This is a genomic window from Pseudomonas sp. fls2-241-TYG-175, assembly GCF_030209155.1.
Taxonomy (GTDB): Bacteria; Pseudomonadota; Gammaproteobacteria; order Pseudomonadales; family Pseudomonadaceae; genus Aquipseudomonas; species Aquipseudomonas viridiflava.
In genome coordinates, this window is sequence record NZ_JARVSO010000002.1 from 130998 (window position 1) to 146130 (window position 15133).

The window sequence follows — 15133 nt, forward strand, 5'->3', positions numbered from 1 at the left end:
ACCATGAAATTTGATACCCCTGCGAGCACCAACCCCATCGATCAGCTGAAGGTCATCGGCACGCCTGCGGACCGCATCGACGGTAAGCTGAAGACCACCGGAACCGCGACCTACGCTTACGAGCAGAATGCGGCCGTGAGCAATCCGGCTTACGGCTACGTGGTCGGAGCAGCCATCGGCAAAGGGCGGATTTCCTCGATTGATTCGAGCGAGGCGCGCAAGGCATCCGGCGTGATCGCCATCGTCACTCACGAAAACGCTGGCAAGCTCGACCGGGGTGAGTTTTACGTCGACCGAGCACTGGCGGGCCCTCAGGTGGATCACTACCATCAGGCCGTTGCCGTCGTCGTCGCAGAAACCTTTGAGCAGGCGCGCGCCGCGTCCGCACTGCTTCGGGTGTACTACGTTCGCGAACCCGGCTCGTTCGAACTGGCCGCAACCCTGGACTCCGCCAAGCCACCTCCGCCGTCAGGTTTCGGGCCTCCGGCACAGACCCGAATCGGCGATTTCGAGGCGGCATTCAGCGCAGCGGCATTCAAGGTCGATGAGCGCTATTCCACGCCCGACCATGCCCACGCCATGATGGAGCCCCACGCCACCATCGCTCAATGGAACGGCAGCAAACTGACGCTCTGGACCTCCATCCAGCAAATGAACTGGGGTGTGCGGGACTTGGCGAAAACGCTGGGGATTCGCAAGGAAGACATCCACATGATTTCGCCCTACATCGGCGGCGGTTTTGGCGGCAAGGGCACCATTTTGTGCGACGCGGTGCTGGCGTCGCTGGCCGCACGCGAGGCCAGACGCCCGGTCAAGGTCACCCTGCCCCGCCCGCTGATGTTCAACAACCTGACCCACCGACCGGCGACCATTCAGCGAATTCGCATCGGGGCGGACAAGGACGGCACCCTCACTGCAATAGGCCATGAAAGCTGGTCCGGCAACCTGCCCGGCGGCAGGCCCGAAGCGGCTACCGCGTCAACCCGCGGGCTGTATGCAGGCGCCAACCGGATGACTCGCCTGAATCTGTCCGTGCTGGACCTGGCAGAAGGCAGCGCCATGCGTGCGCCGGGCGAAGCGCCGGGGATGATGGCGCTGGAAATCGCCATGGACGAGCTGGCGGATAAGCTCGGCATCGACCCGGTGAAGTTTCGGGTCATGAACGACACTCAGGTCGATCCCGAACAGCCCACGCGGCCCTTTTCCAAACGCCAGCTTGTCGAGTGCCTGAACACCGGTGCGGAGCAGTTCGGCTGGAACAAGCGCAACCCTGTACCGGGCAAGGAAGTGCACGACGGCTGGCTGATCGGCATCGGCGTGGCGTCGGCGATCAGGGGCGCGCCGACCACCAAATCAGCCGCCCGCGTCCGGCTCGATCGTCAGGGTATCGTGACGGTCGAGACCGACATGACCGACATCGGAACAGGCACCTACACCATCATCGCCCAGACGGCAGCGGAGATGATGGGCGTGGACCTGGACCGCGTGGTCGTACATCTGGGCGATTCACGTTTTCCGGAATCGTCCGGCTCGGGCGGCCAGTGGGGCGCTGCCTCATCGACGGCGGGGGTCTATGCCGCCTGCGTGAAGCTTCGCGAAGCCGTGGCCCGCACACTGGGACTCGATCCGCAGAAAGCCGAGTTTGCAGAGGGTGAAGTGCGCGAAGGCGACAAGCGCCTGCCTCTGGCTCAGGCTGCGGCGCAGGGCGAGATTCAAGCCGAGGACTTCATGGAATACGGCACCTTGGCCAAGGACTACGCTCAGCAGACCTTCGGTGCGCACTTCGTCGAAGTCGGCGTCAAGGCGGCGACAGGCGAGGTACGGATTCGCCGCCAGTTGGCGGTGTGCGCAGCGGGCAGGATTCTGAACCCCAAGACCGCCCGCAGCCAGATCATCGGCGGGATGACCATGGGCGCAGGTGCTGCGTTGATGGAAGACTTGGTCGTGGACCACCGCCTGGGATTCTTCGTCAACCACGACCTGGCGGGCTATGAAGTGCCGGTGCATGCCGATATCCCGCATCAGGACGTGATCTTTCTCGATGAAGTGGACGTGTACGCAACGCCGCTGAAAGCCAAGGGTGTGGGCGAGCTGGGCATTTCCGGCGCTGCTGCAGCGATTGCCAATGCCATCTACAACGCGACCGGCGTGAGGGTTCGGGACTACCCGATCACCCTAGACAAACTCATCGATCATTTGCCCGAAACCGTCTGATCCCTCACCCCGCCCATGGAGTCCTGAATGCAACTGAGCCGCGCAAATCTGGCAGACATCGTCTATTTCCTCGCCATTGCGCGCCATCAGAGCTTCAGCAAGGCGGGCCTTGAAGTCGGCATCAGTGCCTCGGCCCTCAGTCATGCGATGAAAGGGCTTGAGGCGCGACTGGGTGTGCGTCTGCTCAACCGCACCACCCGCAGCGTGACGCTGACGGTGGCAGGCGAAGAACTGCAGGGACTGATCAGTACCCCGGTGCATGATATCGGGCAGGCGCTGGAAGCCCTGAATAGGCTGCGTGACGAACCTGCCGGACGTATCCGCCTGAATGTCCTGAGCGATGGGGCCGAATTGCTGTTGGGGCCGGTCCTGCCGGTGTTCATCGAACGCTACCCGGACATCGAAATCGACCTGACCGTGACCAACAAGATGGTCGATGTGATCGGCGATGGGCATGACGCGGGCATCCGTTTTGGCGGCACCGTCCCGGAAGACATGATTGCCCAGCGGTTGTCGCCCGACATTGCCTGGGCGGTGGTCGGCACGCCCGATTACCTGCAGCGTTTCGGCACACCGACGCATCCCGAGGACTTGAAACAGCACCGCTGCCTGCGCATTCGTCTGGGCAATGCCCGGCTTTACGACTGGCAGTTCATGAAGGATGGCCAGGCACTGGAGGTTGAGGTACCGGGCACTGTCACGATCGACGAGACACGCATCGGCGTTGCGTTGGTCACCCGTGGCGCGGGCCTGATGTACGTGCCGGCTGCCATCGTCGAACCCTACATCGCAGCCGGCTCGTTGCAGCGCGTGCTGGAAGACTGGACGCATGTGGATCCGGGGTTTCACGCTTATTACTCAAGCTTCAGGCAGGTGCCCGTCGGGCTGCGTCTGCTGATCGAACTGATCCGCGAACTGCAGCCGATGGGCGCCCTGCCCTGACACTGCCCCTAACCTTCCTGACGCTTGCTGAATACGTCCTTGAAGACTGGCACCGCCGAGAACGTGTTGGGCCAGCCCGCATAAAACGCCAGCTGCGTGAGCATTTCGGACGCTTCGCTCTGCTTCAGGCCATTGTCCATGGCGCGATTTAGGTGAAAGGTCACCTGCGCTACCTGCCCGTTGGCGACCAGCGAGCTGACGGTAATCAGACTGCGGTCCCTGGGCGCCAGACCCGGCCGCAGCCAAAGGTCGCGAAACAGCGCCCTAGTGGTGTATTCGACAAGTCCAGGCGCCACTGAACCGACGTTCTTGTCCACCTGCTCAACACGCGCCTGCTCAGTGGCCTCGTCGAGCGGCAACCGGGTCGGCGAGACCGGAGCCAGTTGATCGGCACCGATGTTGCGAGCAGCAAACACATCCTTCGCGATCAGAAGTGTCGCCGTGGCATTACCCCAGCCCGAGTAATACGCCAAGTGATTGATGGTTTCCGAAAGCTCCAACGGCGTGACGCCATTATCCAGCGCCCGATTGAAGTGGTAGGCCATCTCGACCGTCTGACCTCGCGAGATCAGCACGGCCACGGTCACCAGGCTTCTGTCGCGCGGGGACAGACCGGGGCGTTTCCACACCTCGCCCAGCAGCAAGGCGTCGGTATTATGGGCCGGCGCAGGAGACACGGCGCGTGCGTCATCGGGCGTGGGAACTGCAGGTAAATTCATGCTGGAAAGTCCTTTGTCAGTGGCGGCACAGGCGGTGAGCAGAACGGTAAAGGTCGAGAGCATCAGTTTTCCGACCGTCATCGTTTCGCCTCGTACTGCGCATCCGTGACCGGCTCCAGCCATTCCACGTTCTTGCCGTCCTGCTCTTCCTGAATGGCCATGTGCGTCATGCCGGTGGTGGACGTTGCCCCGTGCCAGTGCTTGACGCCCGGCGGTGTCCAGATCACATCGCCCGGCCGGATCACCTGCTTCTCGCCACCCTCCTGCTGTATCCAGCCAGTACCTGCGGTCACGATCAGGTTCTGTCCCAGCGGATGGGTGTGCCACATGGATCGAGCGCCTGGCTGGAACGTCACGTAGGCGGCGGATACGCGTGAAGGTGCGCTTGCGGGAAACAACGGATCGATACGGGCAGCACCGACAAACGTTGCCGGTGCACCTGCGATGGACGCCTGCTCGCCATTGCGAACAATGTTCATGGTCCACCCGCTGGACGCATCGGCGGCGTTTGCGTTCAACGGTGACATCAGGATTGAAGTCAGGGTCGATAACGCTGCGAGTGTTCTCATCGGTAAGCTCCTGCTAACGGGTAATCGATACCTACGTTAGTGGACAGCCCACCATGCGACTACCGGCCCCCTGTCTCATGAACCGATGAGCCGCACTCATCAATCAGCCGGTTTCTGCCGCACGCCGTGTGCCACTCGTCGATGAGAGAGCAATCCGACTAAACCTGTCGCGCCCGTCTCTTTTCTACACGTTCATCCCGTGGGCAAACCAAAGGAGATGAACGATGAAAGCAATACGAATCGCCGCGTTTGGCGGCCCTGATGAGATGTCGGTGCAGGAGGTGGAAAGACCTCAGGCGCAGCCGGGCGAGGTTTTGGTAAAGGTCATCATGGCCGGCATCAACCCGGTCGATTACAAGATTCGCGAAGGTCAGTACCCCGAAGTCAAAGAGGATCGCCTGCCGCTTACCCTTGGCCGTGAGGTGGCCGGGGTGGTCGTGCAGACAGGCGACGGTGTGCTGGAGCTCAATGAGGGAGACCGTGTATTCGGCATGATCGGGGCAGACGGTGGCTACGCTGAATATGCCCGCGTGCCCGCCGAGCACCTGGCGCGCATTCCCGACGCACTGGACTGGCAGACCGCGGCGGGCCTGCCCTTGGCGGGCCACACAGCCTGGCAGGCACTGGTCGAGCACGGGCACATCGAACAGGGCCACAAGGTGCTGATACATGGCGGCAGCGGCGGCGTCGGGCATCTGGCGGTTCAGTTTGCCAAGGTCAAAGGCGCCGAGGTTTACGCGACCGCATCGGCCGAGGGTTTGCAGTTTTTGCAGTCGCTGGGGGTGGATCGCGCCATTGATTACAAGGCCGAACGCTTCGAAGACATCTGCAGGGACTTCGACCTAGTGATAGACCTGATCGGTGGCGAGACCCAGTCGCGTTCATGGCAGGTGCTGGGCGAAGGCGGACGGCTGGTCTCGACACTGGAAATGCCCGATGCCAATCATCCGCAGGCGGCCGGTAAAACCGGAACACGCTTCATCGCCGATCCTCGCGGGCAGGAGCTTGCCGAGATGGCCGGGTATGTCGACGCAGGCGAGGTCTCGGTCGTGATCGCGGAGACGTTTGCGTTGGAGCAAGCCAGGGAAGCGCTGGATTACCTTGCCAATGAGCATGTGCACGGCAAGGTCCTGTTACGGGTTCACGAAGGCACCTGACGGTCGGAGGCGGCGGCGAGCATCGCCTCGTCGCTGCCCAACGCGTCTTTCGAGGGAGATGATCATGACAGGCAGCGTCGCCAGAACAGATGCCTCAAAACGCAAAAAACCCGCCGAAGCGGGTCGTTTTGCGAAACATGACCATCCCGACATCCTGTCAGTAGCCTCCTGGCAATGGTCGATCCTCCCTGATCACTGCACCGTTCCTTCGCTGCAGCTGTTGAATTGGATCCTACCTATGCCCAGGGTCAGTGCAAAGAGCCAATGACGTCTGCGCGTGTAAGTCTTTCGCTATAGAGCTGCAAACGCTCATTCACACCGCACGCAGACCTGTTCGAACCAGGACGAGAAATCCGGCCATTTCTCATCGGTAGGCCCGTTGTGAGACCAGTACTTGACTTCACCTTTCTGTGAAACACAGAAATAGTCGCCATTGTCTTCAACAAAAGGCAGCCATTTTTTCGGAAGCTTGAATTGATTCCATGCCGCGTGGGCAATCTCGAACAGGTCGACATGACTGGAACCGGGAAGGATAACGGCCGGTTCGAAACTGGCATTCGCAACGTCGCTGCCGCTCTTGAGAAAATCTATGTAAGCGGCAGGAAAAGGAAAATTCAAGCTGCGCTCGGCCTTGGCGATTTCAGCATCGGCGGGTATACGAAACGGGTCAGTGATCAAATTGAAAGTACCTTCCTGAAAACTACACTCCAGCAGCGTAGCAAGAACTGCCTGGCTGAATGAAATTTGTAGATCAGGAACCTACCTTATTTATCGAATGCATACGCCCGCCTTTATCAAACCCCTGACTGCTGAAGAAGCACTGAGATCTGCTTCTGCCCGGAGGGCGTAGGAGCTCTCGGAGGTTACGACGGCAGCGAGGGGCTGCGCAGCGGCCCCATGGTTGTATCTGAAATAAACCACCTGTAAGCCATTGAAGAAAAGCGATTTTTTGTAGGAGCACGCTTGGTCTGGGCGGCAATCCGACGATAGGTTCTTACAGACAGAAAACCAGCGACTGAACTGACGCAATCGCGGGCAAGCGCGCTCCTACGGTCCGTGTTTGCTGCGCGACAGCGCTAAGTCGAAGACGTGGTGGCGCCCCCCACAATTCGGCTTTTGCGGCACTACCTCGAAGATGCGATGAGGCCCGCCGCCAATATTGAGCCCCCCACAAACCCGGTGCTACCATGCGCGACCGCCATGCAGGCAAGGGAATATCCGGTTCATGAGCAGCATTCGCGAGCGCAATAAAGAACTCATCCTGCGCGCCGCCAGCGAGGAGTTTGCCGACAAGGGCTTCGCTGCCAGCAAGACCAGCGATATCGCCACCAAGGCCGGTGTCCCCAAGCCCAACGTCTATTACTACTTCAAGTCCAAGGAAAATCTGTACCGCGAGGTGCTGGAAAGCATCATCGAGCCGATCTTGCGTGCCTCCACGCCCTTCAATCCCGAAGGTGTGCCGGCCGAAGTACTCAGCCGCTACATTCGCGCCAAGATCCAGATTTCCCGAGACCTGCCGTTTGCGTCGAAAGTATTTGCCAGCGAGATCATGCACGGCGCGCCGCACCTGACGCCGGAGCAGATCGAACAGCTCAACGGCCAGGCCCGGCACAACATCGAATGCATTCAGGCGTGGATCGACAGCGGACAGATTGCCCCGCTCGACCCGCACCACCTGATGTTCACGATCTGGGCAGCGACCCAGACATACGCCGATTTCGACTGGCAGATCGCAACCGTGACCGGCAAGGCCACGCTGGAAGACAGCGATTACGAGGCGGCGACCCGCACCATCCTGCGTCTGGTGCTCAAGGGCTGTGAGCCAGACAGGTAGCGCTGCGAAAAACGCTTTCCCCAAAACGCAAAAAACCCGCCGAAGCGGGTCGTTCCTGCACATGTCCATCCCGACATCCTGTCAGTAGCCTCCTGGCAATGGCCGATCCTCCGTGATCGCTGCATCGTTCCTTCGCTGCAGTTGTTGAATTGGATCCTACATTCACTCTGGGTCCTCCGATAGAGCCAATGACGCCTGTTGGTGTAAGCCTTTCGCTATGGTGCTCGAATAGTTCCGTAACACGGCAAATAAATGTGACGGTTATCTCATGTTTGGTCATGATGCGCCGAGAAGCTGGAGAGGCCCTGAGATCAGGCGTTAGCGCCGGTCGGTCTGTCAGCTGCAAAGAAGAAAAAGAAAAAATAACGTATGGGGTCGAGATCATGAATATGCGCAGTCTTTCCATCAGCCTCCGGTTATGGCTGATTCTCATCGTTTCTGTGCTGATGCTCTTTGTCCTCGCAGCCACCCTGCTCAAGCAGATTCACGACGATCTGTATCAGGCCAAGGCCGAGAAGACCATGCACGTGGTCCAGACCGCCAGTGGCATTCTTACCTACTATCAAGGCCTGGAAGCCGCTGGCACCATGCCCCGCGAGGCCGCTCAGCAGCAGGCCTTGAAAGAAATCAAAGGGTTGCGTTACAGCCAGAATGACTATTTCTGGATCAACGATCTGCAGCCCGTGATGATCATGCACCCCACCAATCCCAAGCTCGAAGGCCAGAACCTGTCGGCCATCCGGGACCCGGACGGTTTCGCGGTGTTCAACGAAATGGTCACCGTCGTCAAAAGCAAGGGCGCCGGTCTGGTCAACTATCGCTGGCCCAAGCCCGGCGCCACCGATCCGGTGAAAAAGACTTCTTACGTCCAGCTGTTTCAGCCCTGGGGCTGGATCCTCGGCTCCGGCGTGTACGTGGACGATGTGGCCGCAGAGTTCAAGGCGCAGATGTGGAACGCCGGGATCTTCATCGCAGGCATCGTAGTCGTCATGATCCTGATGCTGACCCTGATCGTGCGCAGCATCGTTCGTCCTCTCCGAGCGGCCGTCAGCGCGATGGGCAACATTGCCAGCGGCGAAAGCGATCTGACCCGCACCCTGGAAACCCATGGCAGCGACGAGATTACTGAACTGGGTACTCATTTCAACGCCTTCATCGCCAAACTGCGCAACGTGGTAGGCCAGTTGCAGAACTCTGCCGTGGCACTCGGCCAGGCATCCACCGATCTGGGCAGCAACGCCGAACAGGCCCAGAACCGCAGCCAGCAGCAGTCGGAGCAGATGGATCTGGTGGCAACCGCTGTCAACGAAGTGACCTATGGCGTGCAGGACGTGGCCAAGAATGCCGAGCACGCTGCCAGTGAAATGCGCAACGCCGAATCCCAGGCGCAACAGGGTCAGGTCAACATCGACAACAGCCTGCGCCAGATCGAACACCTCTCGGGCACGATCGGCCAGGCGGTGGAAGTAATGCACACGCTGTCCAGCGAAAGCACCCAGATTGGCGGTGTGCTGGAGGTGATCAGCTCGATTGCCGAGCAGACCAACCTGCTGGCTCTGAACGCGGCCATCGAAGCGGCACGCGCAGGTGAACAGGGTCGCGGCTTTGCCGTGGTGGCAGACGAAGTACGCCTGCTGGCGCAACGGACCCAGAAATCCACAGCCGAAATCCAGGCGATGATTGAACGTCTGCAGCGGCACTCGGACGCGGCAGTCAAGGTCATCGGCGACAGCAGTCGCTCCTCGCAGCTGACCATCGAGCAGGCCAATCAGGCGGGTCAGAGCCTGAGCTCGATCAGCCAGGCCTTGCGCAACCTCAACGGCCTGAACGCCTCCATCGCCAGCGCCACGCTGCAACAATCCCACGTGGTCGATGACATCAACCAGAACGTCACCCAGGCTGCGCAACTGTCGCAGAGCACCGCGCTGGCCGCCGAACAGTCCACCACGGCCAGTCAGCACCTGAGAAGGCTGAGCGAACAGTTGAACGACCTGCTGAAGCAATTCCGCGTGTAATTGATCGGTTGGAAGGTCTGCATGGGAACCTCCAGCAGACCCCGTTGCCTGAGACCTGTTCACTAACTACAGGGGGTCACATGCGCACACTGGAATTGGCAGGCAGCACCGTGCCAGTGCTGGGTCAAGGCACCTGGCACATGGGTGAAAAAGGTCATTTACGCTCGGCCGAAATTGCCGGGCTGTGTCGCGGCATCGAACAGGGCCTGACCCTGATCGACACCGCTGAAATGTATGCCGACGGCGGCGCCGAGGAAATCGTCGGGCAAGCCATTGCCGGGCAACGCGACAAGGTGTTCGTCGTCAGCAAGGTCTATCCACACAACGCCAGCCGCACAGGAATTCCAAAAGCCTGCGAAGCCAGCCTTCGTCGGATGAATACCGATTACATCGATCTTTATCTGCTGCACTGGCCGGGCCAGTACCCGCTGACCGAGACCGTCGAAGCGTTCGAACGTCTGCGCGAGGAAGGCAAGATCGGTGCCTGGGGCGTTTCCAATTTCGACGTGCCGGACATGATCGAGCTGGACAACCCGCGTTGCGCCACCAATCAGGTGCTGTACAACCCGGAGCAGCGTGGCATCGAGTTCGACCTGATGCTGTGGAGCGCCAATCGTCACTTGCCGCTGATGGCGTACTGCCCGATCGGCCAGGCGGGTGATCTGCTGTACCACCCTGCCCTGCATGAAATCGCCAATCGCCACAGCGCCACGCCTGCGCAGATATCGCTGGCATGGGTGCTGCGCCAGGACAACATGATCGCCATTCCGAAAGCGACTGACCCCGAGCACATTCGCCTGAACGTCGCAGCCGAACAGATCAGGCTGACTGAGCAGGACCTGGCCGATATCGACCGCGCCTGGCCGACGCCAACCCGGAAAATGCCACTGGCGATGGTCTGATCACTTGGGACGGGGAATGTCGAACTGATCCAGTACCGGGTTTACGGTACGGCTGAAGGCCTTGCGTTCCTTGCGCTCCTTGATCGAGCTGACGATCTCCGAGATGCCCATCCCCAGCCCGATGGCACCGCTGACCACCCAGCCCACCGGACCTGCCGCCGCGCCAATCGCTGACGCGGCGGCAGCACCGGCGGCCTGACCGGCAATTGCGCCTACAATCCGGCCGCCCACCGCTGCTGCGACCCGTCCTCCAATACCCACTGCGGCCTGTGAACCGGCGCGCTTGACGCCAATCTTGTCGCCGATATCAGCCACTTCCTGAAAGGCACTGGCGGCGAGTTTCACATCCCCTTTGGTGTCGTTGGTGTTTCGGTTGTTGCCGCCCGGCACGAACGCTGCGGACATGCCGGTTGCCCCTGACGCGGCTTTCGCAGAAGCCGTCTGGTTGACCACCCCGGCCAGCGCCGGGTCGCTGCCCACAATCATCTGCGCCTGTTTTTCGACGTTGTCGCCCAGAAACGCCTGTACATCCGGATCATTCTGCAACTGGGTGATCTTCTCGCCCAACGCGGTTTCAGTGGCCTCGGTGCCGCGAATCGAGCGCCCGGCGACCACATACTCGCTCACCTGCTGCAACTCCACCAAAACCGCCGACTTCTGCTCGCCACTGTAATTCTGCGGGTTGGCGAACACGTCTTTGCCAAGGCTGCTGATGTCGGTCTTCGCCACGGCACCCACTGTTGCCGCGTCCGAGATCACCCGGGAAAAGCCTTCGTCATCCGTAGGCGCCTTGTTCTTGATCCAGGCGCTGATGTCTTTCTTGACCATCAGCCCGTCCGGCGCGTGCGTCGCCAGCTTTTTGCCGCGCCGGTTGCCCTGATCCATCATGTCGAACATGCCCGGCTGGGACCAGGTGCTGGCAGCATTTCTGGCCAGATCGGAAAGGCCGGGGTTTTCGTCGCTCATGGCTTGCAGCCCGACGCTCGTGGTCCGTCCGTTGACTTTTTTCTGACCTTGCGCCCCCTGATCGTTGGACGGATCGGACGCTGCGGTGATGGGCTCATAAGCGATCATCATGGCAGCGGAGCGCACCAGTTCGGTGGACTGCGGGCCTGCGTCGGGATTGTCCTTGCGGTAGTCGTTCAGGCTGTCGGTGCCGCGCTCGACCTGTTTTTCCATGTTGCGGGCAAAGGTTCGGGCATCCTTTTTGGTAATCTTTCCATCCGCCTTGCCGCCTTGAGCGGTGTCCATCGCAGTTTTCAGATCGGGGTTGGCGTCAAGAAATGCCCAGGCCTTGTCCGCCTGAGGGCCGCCCTCGGCAATCATACGGGCCACGACAATTGGCCTGTTCAACTCTCGCGCAGCCTTATCCCGTTCAGCAGGCGGCGTACCGTCAAGCAGCGCATCCCACTTTCCGAGCGCTTTTGGCGAGTTGAAGCCTGACTGATCGATGTCCTTGTAGCCGCTCTGAACCGTCGGCGGGTTCTGTTCTGCCAACTGGCTGCTCAAGGCGCTTAGCAGCCGTTTCAATAATGACTTGCCTTCTTCCTGAGCGATGTTGCTACTCAGCAACTGAGTCAGTGTCCCGGGGTTGCCATACTCGACTCCCGACGCAGCCGATCCAGATTTTTCGTTCACCTGAGGCAGCCTACCGACAGGACTGGACCGCCCGGCTGACGGAGGAAACTCGGGCATACTCATTTCGCGTGAGGCGCGGGCGATCGGGTCACTCATGGGGGTACCTGCAGGTTGAAGAGACAGCAGCATCGGCACTGAGTGGTCCCGAAGCCCACCCGGTTCCAGCTTCGCGAGAAAAGAAAGATCCAGTAACAAAGCGTCACAAATATGAAATAACCGCTTGTCATCATGCGCACTCGCCTGCCCGTCCGGGCCTGGCCGCACGTGGACTGCCATGAACAACAGCATCGCGCACCATCATCAGGACTCGGATCTGTTCGGCCTGCTTTACGGCTTCCGCTTTCGCCCCGGTGAAAGTGGTCAGGAAATCGGCTCGGTCGCAGCGCTCGATTACCTGCAGAACCCGACCGACAGCAATGACTTCATCTGGCTGCACCTCAATCTCTCCCACGCCGCCTGCGAGCGCTGGATGAAGACCCAGCTGGAACTGCCCGAAGAGTTTTTCGAGGCCCTGCACGAAGGCTCGCGCTCGACCCGTATCGAACATGTGGACGCCACGCTGCTGGCGGTGGTCAACGATGTGGTGTTCGACTTCAACCGGCTCTCGACCGACATTTCCACCCTGTGGGTTTGCGCCCGCCAGCGCCTGCTGATCACGGCCCGGCTGCAACCGTTGCGTTCGGTGGACAAGCTGCGCTCGTCCGTCAAACGCGGCGAGCAGTTCGACTCGCCGCTGGAGCTGCTGGCTCACCTGTTGAGCGATCAAGGCGAAGTGCTGACCCAGTTTCTGCGCAAGACCAGCGTCAATGTCGACCGTATAGAAGACCAGTTGCTGTCCCAGCGCCTGAGTAACAACCGCTCGGAGCTGGGTGCCATGCGCCGGGTACTGGTTCGCCTGCAACGTCTTCTGGCGCTGGAGCCGGGCTCGCTGATGCGCCTGTTGCACCGCCCGCCACAATGGCTGCGCGAGCAGGATGTGCAGGCGCTTCGCCAGTCCATCGAGGAATCGGCCTTGGTCATCAACGACCTGACGGCGCTGGGCGAACGCATCAAGCTGCTGCAGGAAGAGATCGCCGCCAACCTCAACGAGCAGAGCAGCCGCACCCTCTTCACCCTGACCGTCGTGACGGTGCTGGCCTTGCCGATCAATATCGTCGCCGGTTTCTTCGGCATGAATGTCGGCGGTGTACCACTTGCCACTGACCCGGAAGGCTTCTGGATTCTGGTGGCCCTGGTCGCGACCTTCACGTTGGTGGCGGGCCGTTGGGCCTTTCGCAAGCGCGGCGATTACTGACGCTTTCTTCAGTGAGCTGACGATGCCGGTGATCAGGAAACCTGTCTGAATAGCCGATGAATTGACCTGTGTCGCATCTCTGTCACATTTTGCAATGACCATGGCAGTAATCTTTCAATCAGGTACTGCACACATGGCTATCAGCGCACTTTCCCCCGACGCCCCTGGCGGGGCGAGCCTGTCGGCAACCCAGTTCGGGCGCAAACCCGGTCGCCTGACCATGACGATTTTCTTCGCCATCCTCATCGCCGGGCTGGCGTTCACCGGCTACAGCCTCAAGCAGGACGTCGATGACATGGGCACGGTGGTCACCACCTGGACGCCGTTCATCCTGCTGGGCGTGGCACTGCTGATCGCGCTGGGCTTCGAGTTCGTCAACGGCTTCCACGACACGGCCAACGCCGTGGCCACCGTGATCTACACCCACTCGCTGCCGCCCGGCTTTGCGGTGGTGTGGTCAGGGTTCTTCAATTTTCTGGGTGTAATGCTGTCCAGCGGCGCGGTCGCCTTTGGCATCATTGCCCTGCTCCCCGTAGAGCTGATTCTGCAAACCGGTTCGTCAGCCGGTTTCGCGATGATCTTCGCCCTGTTGATCGCGGCGATCATCTGGAACCTGGGCACCTGGTGGCTGGGGCTGCCCGCGTCGTCTTCGCACACGCTGATCGGCTCGATCATCGGCGTCGGCATTGCCAACGCCTTGATGCACGGGCGTGACGGCACCAGCGGTGTGGACTGGTCGCAGGCGACCAAGATCGGTTATTCACTGCTGCTTTCGCCGCTGGTGGGGTTCGGCTGCGCCGCATTGCTGCTGCTGGCCATGCGCATGTTCATCAAGAACCGCGCGCTGTACAAGGCACCGGAAGGCAACGCCCCGCCGCCGTGGTGGATCCGCAGCCTGCTGATCGTGACCTGCACCGGCGTATCGTTCGCCCACGGTTCCAACGATGGACAGAAAGGCATGGGTCTGATCATGCTGATTCTGGTCGGCACCCTGCCGATGGCCTACGCGCTGAACCGCACCATGCCTGCCGATCAGGCAACGCAATTCGCGGCAGTGGCCGAGGTCACGCAGCAGGCGCTGATACGCAGCGCCCCGCTGCCTGCCCCGGCAGATTCGCGCCAGACGCTCTCGGATTATCTGGTCAGCAAGGAGGCGACGCCTGACCTCATCCCGGCGCTGGCGGTAATGGCGGGCAAGATCGGTAATGAAGTGCGCAGCTACGGTTCGCTGTCCAAAGTACCTGCCGAGGCGGTCACCAACGTGCGAAACGACATGTACCTGACCTCGGAAACCATCCGTGTGATGGAGAAGAACAAGGTCGGAAATTTCGACGCAGACACTCAGACCAAGCTGGAAGCTTTCAAGAAACAGATCGATGACGCCACGCGCTTCATTCCGACCTGGGTCAAGATCGTGGTCGCGATTGCGCTGGGTCTGGGCACCATGGTTGGCTGGAAACGGATCGTTGTGACGGTAGGCGAGCGGATCGGCAAGACCCACCTGACCTACGCCCAGGGCGCCTCGGCCGAAGTGGTAGCGATGTTCACCATCGGCGCGGCGGACATGTACGGTCTGCCGGTTTCAACGACGCATGTACTGTCTTCCGGCGTGGCGGGCTCGATGGTCGCCAATGGCTCGGGATTGCAGATGCGCACTTTGCGTAACCTGGCAACGGCCTGGGTGCTTACACTGCCTGCAGCGATTCTGTTGTCAGGGTCGTTGTATTGGGTGTTCAGTCATTTGTTCTGAATGAGCATCTGGCGCGCTCATTGTTATACATAAATCCGCCTCACCACTGATCGTGCCCATCGCTCTGCGTGGGCATGCATCCCGTGACGCTCCGCGTCA

Annotated in this window: 13 protein-coding genes; 9 read left to right on the top strand and 4 right to left on the bottom strand. The window is 60.6% G+C overall.

The window, feature by feature from the left end:
- Positions 1 to 3: 3 nt before the first annotated feature.
- Complete coding sequence (paoC, locus tag QRN20_RS02500; protein WP_122606368.1) at positions 4 to 2214, top strand: aldehyde oxidoreductase molybdenum-binding subunit PaoC; 2211 nt, start codon at positions 4 to 6, stop codon at positions 2212 to 2214.
- A gap of 27 nt (positions 2215 to 2241) precedes the next feature.
- Positions 2242 to 3156: a LysR family transcriptional regulator gene (locus QRN20_RS02505; RefSeq protein ID WP_058430621.1), complete on the top strand. Its 915-nt coding sequence runs from the start codon at positions 2242 to 2244 to the stop codon at positions 3154 to 3156.
- An 8-nt stretch (positions 3157 to 3164) separates the two neighbouring features.
- On the opposite strand, the gene QRN20_RS02510 is transcribed toward QRN20_RS02505, so the two are convergent.
- Both QRN20_RS02510 and QRN20_RS02515 read right to left on the bottom strand, forming a co-directional pair.
- The gene (locus tag QRN20_RS02510) at positions 3165 to 3956 is read right to left on the bottom strand and encodes a carboxymuconolactone decarboxylase family protein (RefSeq protein ID WP_122606366.1); all 792 of its coding nucleotides are present in this window, start codon (positions 3954 to 3956) and stop codon (positions 3165 to 3167) included.
- Positions 3953 to 4444 (bottom strand): (R)-mandelonitrile lyase, encoded by a 492-nt coding sequence (locus tag QRN20_RS02515; RefSeq protein ID WP_205929344.1) that lies wholly within the window; start codon positions 4442 to 4444, stop codon positions 3953 to 3955. Before QRN20_RS02515 ends, QRN20_RS02510 begins: the two co-directional genes overlap by 4 nt.
- Before the next feature lie 224 nt (positions 4445 to 4668).
- On the opposite strand from QRN20_RS02515, the gene QRN20_RS02520 reads away from it, so the two are divergent.
- Together QRN20_RS02520 and QRN20_RS02525 are read left to right on the top strand one after the other, a co-directional pair.
- The gene (locus QRN20_RS02520) at positions 4669 to 5601 is read left to right on the top strand and encodes an NADP-dependent oxidoreductase (RefSeq protein ID WP_029242528.1); all 933 of its coding nucleotides are present in this window, start codon (positions 4669 to 4671) and stop codon (positions 5599 to 5601) included.
- Positions 5602 to 5665: 64 nt separating this feature from the next.
- Positions 5666 to 5869, top strand: coding sequence for a hypothetical protein (locus tag QRN20_RS02525; RefSeq protein ID WP_127133407.1), 204 nt, complete (start codon positions 5666 to 5668; stop codon positions 5867 to 5869).
- Positions 5870 to 5910: 41 nt separating this feature from the next.
- On the opposite strand, the gene QRN20_RS02530 is transcribed toward QRN20_RS02525, so the two are convergent.
- On the bottom strand, positions 5911 to 6279 hold the full coding sequence (locus tag QRN20_RS02530) for an SMI1/KNR4 family protein (RefSeq protein WP_029242529.1): 369 nt from the start codon (positions 6277 to 6279) through the stop codon (positions 5911 to 5913).
- A gap of 547 nt (positions 6280 to 6826) precedes the next feature.
- On the opposite strand from QRN20_RS02530, the gene QRN20_RS02535 reads away from it, so the two are divergent.
- From QRN20_RS02535 to QRN20_RS02545, 3 genes are all read left to right on the top strand, one after another.
- Positions 6827 to 7435, top strand: a complete 609-nt coding sequence (locus QRN20_RS02535) for a TetR/AcrR family transcriptional regulator (RefSeq protein ID WP_029242530.1) — start codon at positions 6827 to 6829, stop codon at positions 7433 to 7435.
- Between the two features lie 383 nt (positions 7436 to 7818).
- Complete coding sequence (locus QRN20_RS02540; RefSeq protein WP_122606364.1) at positions 7819 to 9450, top strand: methyl-accepting chemotaxis protein; 1632 nt, start codon at positions 7819 to 7821, stop codon at positions 9448 to 9450.
- Positions 9451 to 9530: 80 nt separating this feature from the next.
- Positions 9531 to 10352 carry an aldo/keto reductase gene (locus tag QRN20_RS02545; protein WP_029242532.1) on the top strand — a complete coding sequence of 274 codons (822 nt, stop codon included), beginning with the start codon at positions 9531 to 9533 and terminating at the stop codon, positions 10350 to 10352.
- Here QRN20_RS02545 and QRN20_RS02550 read toward each other — a convergent pair whose 3' ends face one another.
- Positions 10353 to 11990, bottom strand: a complete 1638-nt coding sequence (locus tag QRN20_RS02550; protein WP_160169220.1) for a type III effector HrpK domain-containing protein — start codon at positions 11988 to 11990, stop codon at positions 10353 to 10355. It lies immediately after the preceding gene.
- Between the two features lie 274 nt (positions 11991 to 12264).
- Between QRN20_RS02550 and QRN20_RS02555 the strand changes: the two genes are divergently transcribed.
- Together QRN20_RS02555 and QRN20_RS02560 are read left to right on the top strand one after the other, a co-directional pair.
- Entirely contained in the window at positions 12265 to 13284 is a 1020-nt protein-coding gene (locus tag QRN20_RS02555; RefSeq protein ID WP_029242533.1) for a transporter, read from the top strand.
- Between the two features lie 133 nt (positions 13285 to 13417).
- Positions 13418 to 15034, top strand: a complete 1617-nt coding sequence (locus tag QRN20_RS02560) for an inorganic phosphate transporter (RefSeq protein ID WP_004882925.1) — start codon at positions 13418 to 13420, stop codon at positions 15032 to 15034.
- The last annotated feature ends 99 nt before the right edge of the window (positions 15035 to 15133 follow it).